This window comes from Lewinella cohaerens DSM 23179 (assembly GCF_000379805.1).
GTDB lineage: Bacteria > Bacteroidota > Bacteroidia > Chitinophagales > Saprospiraceae > Lewinella > Lewinella cohaerens.
Map to the genome: position 1 here is coordinate 19,346 of NZ_KB903568.1, position 8,500 is coordinate 27,845.

The following is an 8,500-nucleotide window of genomic DNA, read 5'->3' on the forward strand; positions in this document are numbered from 1 at the left end:
GCATTATTTACCAGGAATATATCAATCATGAAACGACCATTGAAATCATTGTTTTTTATTGGGCTGCTGGCGTTAATTACAGCAAGCTGTGGCGATGCTGGGAAAAACGCTTCTGCCGTGCAGAAGGATGGATCTGTCGAAGGTCTTTTTGAACTTAAATCAGTAGCTGAGTGTGGCATTGATTTTGCCAATACTATCACAGAGGATGAAGTCTATAACCACATCCTAATTGACGTAATCGTCAATGGGGGAGGAGTCGCCGTTGTGGATATTAACAATGATGATCTGCTTGATATCTTCTTTGCCGGTAATATGGTTGAGGATAAGCTTTATCTTAATAAAGGCGATCTGAAATTTGAAGACATCTCTGCCAGTGCTGGCGTAGTCGATGATAGTTGGTCTTCGGCCGTTGCGATTGCGGATGTTAACAATGATGGTTTTCAAGATATTTATGTTGGGAAATTTGTTCGCCAGGAGCCAGGGAAGCTGAAGAACAAGCTTTACATCAATAATGGTGATCTCACCTTTACTGAAAGTGCTGCGCAATATGGCCTCGACCATGATGGGCATTGTACGGCTGCTAACTTTTTTGACTACGACATGGATGGTGACCTGGACCTTTATCTGGGAATTGAACCTTTTGTACTGCGGCATACCAAGTATAACCCCGATTACGAGTACACCCCTTCAGATTATACAGACCGCCTGTTTCGTAACAATGGCAACGGTAGTTTTACGGATGTAACAAAAGCTGCTGGGATGGAAAACTTCAACTTCACCCTAGCTGCTACCGTGAGTGACGTAAACCATGATGGTTACCCGGACATGTATGTTGCTTCTGATTATGAGGAACCTGACTATTATTATGTCAATAACCGTGACGGTACGTTTACTAACCAGATTCATACTGGTATGCGCCACATCAGCAATTTCAGCATGGGTGTTGATATTGCGGATATGAACAATGATGGTTGGCCTGATATTGTGGTGGCGGATATGGCTCCGGAAGATAATTATCGTTCTAAAGCCAACATGAGTGGTATGAATCCCAAGAAATTCTGGGGTTTAGCCCAAAGTGGGTACCATTATCAATACATGTTCAATACGCTTCAACTGAATAATGGAAACGGTACCTACAGTGAGATTGGTAATCTTGCCAACATCGCTCAGACCGACTGGAGCTGGGCCACGCTACTCGGAGATTACGATTTAGATGGTGATAAAGACTTGTATATTACAAATGGCCAATTGAGGGATATTCGAAACAAGGATTATATCAAAATGGCCAATCATGCCATCGATTCTCTTTCCAAATTACTCAAGCCAGGAGAATTGATTAATGCCTTGCCACTAGTAGATTATGCACCACAGGAAAAGTTGATGAACTATATGTTTGTCAATAACGATGATTTAGGGTTTACGAACGAAACAGAACTATTGGGTTTACCCGAAAAGACTTTTAGCCAGGGAGCTGTCTATGCAGATCTTGACAATGATGGTGACTTAGACTTGTTGGTTAATAATATGAATGATCGGGCATTTCTTTATGAAAATCACGCGACTGAAAAACTCAACCACCACTATCTAAGCCTTAAACTCAAAGGAGAGTTGGCGACCAATCCATTGGCTTATGGTGCGAAAGCCTGGGTGTTTACCGGAGAGAAATTACAAATGCAAGAGGTTGCTCCTGTACGTGGCTATATGTCTAGTAATGATCCAGTCCTTTCTTTTGGTTTGGGCAAGAATGAAAAAATAGACCGCCTGGTTATCCAGTGGCCTGGTGGAAAAGTAACGGAGCTACTAGATGTAGCAGTTGATCAGCGCCTGACCTTATCACAGGTGGATGGTGAAGTTAAGGCCGCTAATATCTACCATATTAATCCGCCGATATTTCAAGATGTTACAGCAGCGTCCCAATTGGCCTACGCTCATCGCGAAAATGATTTTGATGATTATGACAAGGAAGTCTTGATTCCTCACCGTATGTCGCATTTGGGGCCAGCTGCTGCCAAAGCCGATGTAAACGGTGATGGTTTGGAAGATATGTACCTGGGTGGAGCCGCTGGACAGGCTGGAGCTCTATTTCTACAGCAAGCTAATGAGACCCTGATTGCCGCTCCGTCTCAACCCTGGCAGCAGGATGCTGCAAGTGAAGATATTAACGCTCATTTTTTTGATGCAGATGGTGATGGTGACCAGGACCTATACGTAATCAGTGGAGGAAATGATTTTGCTGAAGGTTCAACTGCCTTGGCAGATCGCCTTTATATCAATCAGGGAAATGGCCAGTTTGCAAAATCAAATAAGCTACCTGTGATGAAGATCAGTGGCGGTGTAGCCGTTTCTGGAGATGTGGACAATGATGGCGATCTTGATTTGTTTATTGGCGGTCGGCAGGTTCCTGAGAAATATGGATACCCTGCGGAGAGCTATCTGCTTCGCAATGATAATGGTCAGTTTGTAGATGCAACCAAAGAGGTTTTTCCAGACAATAGTAAACTGGGGATGGTGTCTGATGCTATCTGGTTGGATGTTGACCAGGATCAAGACCTAGACTTAATTGTAGTAGGAGAGTGGATGCCAATTACGATTTTCAAAAATGAAGGTGGGAAACTATCTGACCAAACTGTTGCCAGCGAACTGGAAAACACACGTGGCTGGTGGAACCGTATTGTTGCTGCCGATCTCGACGGCGATGGTGATCAGGATTTGGTGGTCGGTAATGTAGGTAGGAATATTAAGTTCAAAGCTAGCAAAGACAAACCCTTCAAAGCTTACATCAATGACTTTGATGAGAACGGTACCAATGATGTTTATCTCGCCTATTATGATCGGAATGGCAAAGAATTACCCGTACGTGGCCGCCAATGTTCCTCTGAGCAAATGGACTTCGTATTGGAGGAATTCCCGACTTACCATGATTTTGCTCAAGCTTCGGTAGAGGATGTATTGGCTGGTAGAATGGACGGAGCAGTATCTCTGGAGGCTTATGAGTTTTCTAGTGTTATCTTACGCAACAATGGGAACGGTGGTTTTTCTATTGAAAAATTACCTGCAATTGCCCAGTCATTCCCCGTTTTCGGTATTGCTCCCCGCGATTGGAATGCGGATGGCATAATGGATTTGGTGTTAGCTGGTAATTATTATGAACGAGAAGTAGAAACAACCCGCTCCGATGCCGGAATAGGATTAACCCTCATTGGTCAAGAAGATGGTAGTTTTAAAGCACTACCTGCTTATGAAACCGGGATGTATGCCTATTTTGATGTTCGTAACCTTCTACAATTGGAAAATAACAACAAACCATTACTGGTCATTGTGAATAACAATGAAGGAGCACAAGTGTATCGCTAATAAAAAAAAATACTAATTGCGTTAAAAAAAAGGTAATTTATCTTACCTTTAAGCTGATTTATAGTGAGTTAGACCCTTGATATATCTTAATGTCTAAGGTTTTAATCTCCTTGTAAATCGACGACGACCTTTTTATTTTGTTGATAATCAGCATGTTACGCAAGTAGTAGTGATTGGTTATTTGGATGTTGACGACATAACTTTTTTATAACAAATTGTAATCTTATGAGACAAGCGAACTTTACGCTTAAATCAGTATGGCAGTTTAGCCTCGGCTTAATGCTCATGCTAGCTGTCCCGATCTGGGGCACAGCCCAAACTTTTGTGGGTGCGGGTAATCCCCAAGCTATCAATGACAATAGCACTACAACTTCTGCAGCTACCGCAGTTGGTGCGGGTATAATCGGTGTCGATGTACAAATCGACATGGTTGAATTGGATATCACCCATACCTTTGATGCAGATTTGGAAATTACATTGGTATCTCCCATGGGAACCACGTTAGACCTTTCTAGTGATAATGGTGGTGCTGATGATAACTACACCCAGACCGTTTTCATGGACGGTGCTCCTAACGTTACTACGGGTGCTGCTCCTTTCACAGGAACCTTTGCGCCAGAAGCTGGTACTTTTGCAGCTACCTTTGACGGTGAAGCTATCGCTGGTGATTGGGTACTTCAAGTTTTCGATGATGCCGGTGGCGATACTGGTACACTTAACGAGTACAGCATCACTTTCGGTGCTCTTGTAGCTCCTCCTCCTCCTCCAACCATTACAGATACATATTGTGGTGTTGGCAACCCTCAGCCTCTTCCTACGACGGGTACTGGTGGTTTTCCTTGTGTAGGCGGCCCTACGACCTCTGCTGCAACAGCTACTGCAGCAGGTACTATCGGAGTAGATGCTACGATAGTTTCTGTAGAAATTGACTTAACTCACACCTTCGATTCAGATTTGGAAATCACCTTGATTTCTCCAAACGGAATCACATTGGATTTATCTTCTGATAACGGTGGTGCTGGTGATAACTACACCAATACCGTCTTTATGGATGGTGCTCCTGCTATTACTGGCGGTGCTGCTCCTTTCACAGGAACCTTTGCGCCAGAAGGAGGTACTTTCGCAGCTACCTTTGACGGTGAGCAAACCGATGGTGATTGGACGTTGAGCATCTGTGATGATGCAGGTGGTGATAGTGGTACTTTGTTGTCCTACTGTATCAACTTCGAGATTGCTGCTCCTCCTCCGACGGAAGAACAAGCTTGTGGTGTAGGTAATCCTCAGCCAATCCCAACTGTGGGCACAGGTGGATTCCCTTGTGTAGGTGGTCCTACAACCTCTGCTGCTACCGTCGTTACGGACGGAGTTATCGGTACGACGGCTACCCTGGCCTCCGTGGAAATCGACTTAACTCACACTTTTGACAGTGATCTTGAGATGACCTTGATTTCTCCAAACGGAACTATGTTGGATCTTTCTTCTGACAATGGTGGTGCTGGTGATGATTACACCAATACGGTCTTTATGGACGGTGCTCCTAACATTACTACGGGTGCTGCTCCTTTTACAGGAACTTTTGAGGCAGAGGGTGGTACTTTTGCTGCTACCTTTGACGGCGAATCTACGGCTGGTGATTGGGTATTGAGCATCTGTGATGATGCAGGTGGTGACAGTGGTACTTTATTGTCCTACTGTATCAACTTCGAGTTTTTACCTCCTCCTCCTTGTGAGGCACCATTGGCTGTTTGTCAGCCTGTTACCTTTATCTTGAATGATTCAGATCCTATTGTTGTAGCACCAGAAGATATTGACGGTGGCTCTACGGCTGATTGTGGTTTAGCGTCACTAACGGTAACGGGTGGTGAATTCACTTGTTTCGATGCCGGAGATCAGATCGTTACCCTCACTATCGAGGATGTCAACGGTGATATGTCTAGCTGTGAAGCTACGGTTACTATCGTCAACACCTTTATGGCTTCTGAAATTGGCTGTATCGGTGACTTGAACGTAACGCTAGGTGAAAACTGTTCTCAACGTATTACACCAAGTATGGTGCTTACGGGTAATAATATTGAATGTGCAGGTAATGCTGTAGTTACTGTTGATGGTACCGACTCTGATATCATCTCTGGGTGTGGAGAACATACTTATGTTGTAGAAGTTGGAACTCCTGAGGTATTGACAACAGGGTTTGCTGCTGCTGATTGGACCTTTGTAGAAGAATTAGGTTTTAATTGTGCAGGTGAGTTTGCTACTGCAACTTTGACTCCTGACGAAATTGATCTATCTATTCTCTGGGGAGATTTGATCTCAGCTTCATATACTGCACCTGTTGATGGTGAAGTTTCTTTCCAATATGACTTCAACGACGCTGATACAGGTTTCGACATGTTTATTATTGACGTAAATGGCAACATGGTAGTTGATGTTAACTTCGCTGTTAATGGTGTAGTTAATGAACAAATAATGGCTGGTCAAACTATCGTTATTGAGTTAGATGATGATGATTTCTGTGGTATACCTGGACCTGACAACCCTGCCCGTGTTGTTCTTAACAACTTCTCCTTCGTGAGTGAAGCCATGGACTTCAACACTTGTTGGGGTACTATCTTCGCAGAAGACAAGACGGATCCTATCGTAGAGTGTCCAGACAACACTGACGAAGCAACTGTTGATTTCGATCTTCAGATTTTGGAAGGAAGCATCGACGGTACGGAGGCAACGATTGCCTTGGACGACTACAGCTGTTTCCAGAGCTTCTTTGAGCCTGCAGCTGGTGTTGATTACAACTACGACCTGATCACCTTTACGGTATCACCTGATCTACCTGCTACCGATGTGTACAACATCCAGACGGCTTCGAACATTCCTGGCTTGAACATCGCACTGTTCCAGGGTGATTTCAACGAGGACAACCCTTGTCAGAATATCCTTGGCGGCAGCGAAGGTGCCTACTTTGTTGATCCATTCTTTGGTATCAACGCCTTCTTTGATCAGGATTTCCGCATTGAAATGCCATTAGAGCCTGGTCAGACTTACACTTTGATGGTTGCTAACACGAGCTTCGGTACGACGGGTGACTATGTTATCGGTATTGTAAGTGATAACGGTGGTGAGTTCATCGGTGGTGGTTTCTCTGCTCCTCAGCCTGTAACAGTAGATGTACCTTTGTACTGTGAAGATCTTGATTTGGTAAGGTTTACTTTCCCTCAGAGCTGGATTGCCAGTGCTAACGGTGCTTTGGACTTCACTGCAACACGCAACACCTTCTTCGGAGGTAGCTCTGCTGACCTGAACGCATTCCTAGATAAACTTAGTTTACTAGGTCTTCCAGTTGTTGGTGACAACTGTGGACCAGTACTGGTTACTGTATCTGATGCTGTAGTACAAAATGGTGATTGTGGAACCATCGTGATTACTCGTACTTTCACTGTAGCTGATCGCTACGATGGTGCTTGTATTGGTGCTCCACGTACCGTTTCTTGTGAGCAGATCATCACGCTTAACCGTCCAACGGTTCTGGACTTGGTCTTGCCTCCTTACACGGCCACGATTGAGTGTGACGAAAACTTCCCTACCGATGGTAGTGTTGGTGGTCCTGATGACAACCCAGCAGCTTCAACAACGGGCTACCCGTTCCTTTTGACCGCTTCTGGTTACCAAGACCTATCTCAGAACTACTGTAACCTGGGTGCATCTTACTCAGATGAGCCACGGATTGATGTATGTGAAGGAACTTACAAGTTCCGTCGTGAGTGGAACATCATCGACTGGTGTTCTCCATCAGACAATGTAATTTGGGATCAGTATGTGAAAGTAGGTGACTACACCGGTCCTGATCTTTCAGGTATTCCTGCTGATATAGACATTTCAACTTCACCATTCGGTTGTTTGGGTAATTTCCCAATCCCTACACCTGTTGTAACTGATGGCAATGGTTGTTCTTCTGCTTTTGCTACTCGTTATACGCTACTTGCCAACGGCGTTTCTTTCTTCGCTGGTGGTGAGATTGCTGATGGTGATGTACTACAGTTACCAATCGGTGAGCACAGATTAATATTGTGTGCAGAAGATGATTGTGGTAACGAAACTTGTGAGTCATATACTATTAATGTAGCAGATCGTATCGAGCCTACTGCATCTTGTAACGACGAATTGAACGTATCTATCGGCGGTGGCGATGTAGCCAACGGTGTTGAAGGTATCGCTCGCATCTTCGCTGCAGATGTAGACGAAGGTTCTAACGACAACTGTGGTGAAGTTACCGTTGAAGTACGTCGTAACTACTGGCGTGATGACACTTGTAACCCAAGTGCTAACCGTTGGAGCCCATGGGGTCCATATGTTGACTTCTACTGTTGTGATATCGACAACGAAATCACACTTGAACTACGTGTAACTGACGAAGCAGGTAATGAGAACATCTGTTGGCAGGTCATTACTCCTGAAGATAAATTGAATCCTTACTGTTATGCACCAGCACCAGTAAGCTTGACTTGTTCTGATTTGCCATTGGCATTTCCTGGCGATATCGAGACTGCTTATGACGAAGACTTCGAAGCAACATCAATCATGATGAGCTCTATCTTCGGCGGTGCAACGGGTACAGATAACTGTGCTGTTGATACGATCGTAGAGCGTACACCAAACATCCAGGTTAACGATTGTGGTTGGGGATCAATCACTCGTCGTTTCGAAGCTTGGCAGTTACGCCCAGAAGGCGATGCTAACGGAAATGGAGCTATTGACATCAACGAAGTATTCCGTTCAACGAACAGCTGTAGCCAGTTGATCACGATCACGGAAACACACGATTTCGTTATCGACTTCCCAGAAGACGCTGACGCAGANTGTGGCGATCCTGATGTACCAACAATCATCACTGAGGCCTTAGGTTGTGATGTATTGACTGTTAACATTGGTGAGCCAGTAATCTTCTCTGCAACGGGTGATGAGTGTTACAAGTACTCTATCACTTATGATGTAATCAACTGGTGTTTGTGGGATGGTGAGTACACCGGCTACGTACTTCCTCGTATGACGGAAGACGACGGTGAAGCACTACCTGTAGACCGTGCAGTAGAAGGAAACGAGCGTCCAGTAGTACGTTACAGCGATGCAAGCTTCTGTATCGATCGTCGTCACA

General features: G+C 44.7%; 2 protein-coding genes. Both read left to right on the forward strand.

The window, feature by feature from the left end; translation table 11 throughout:
- The first annotated feature begins 27 nt into the window (after positions 1-27).
- Complete coding sequence (locus A3EU_RS0122775; RefSeq protein WP_020538515.1) at positions 28-3,354, forward strand: VCBS repeat-containing protein; 3,327 nt, start codon at positions 28-30, stop codon at positions 3,352-3,354.
- A gap of 489 nt (positions 3,355-3,843) precedes the next feature.
- The coding region (locus A3EU_RS31470; protein WP_425412735.1) for a proprotein convertase P-domain-containing protein at positions 3,844-8,500 on the forward strand (4,657 nt) is incomplete at its 3' end.

What these genes read in the sequence shown, in the direction of transcription:
- A3EU_RS0122775 (WP_020538515.1), top strand. Translation starts at nt 28, where the DNA reads ATGAAACGACCATTGAAATCATTGTTTTTTATTGGGCTGCTGGCGTTA.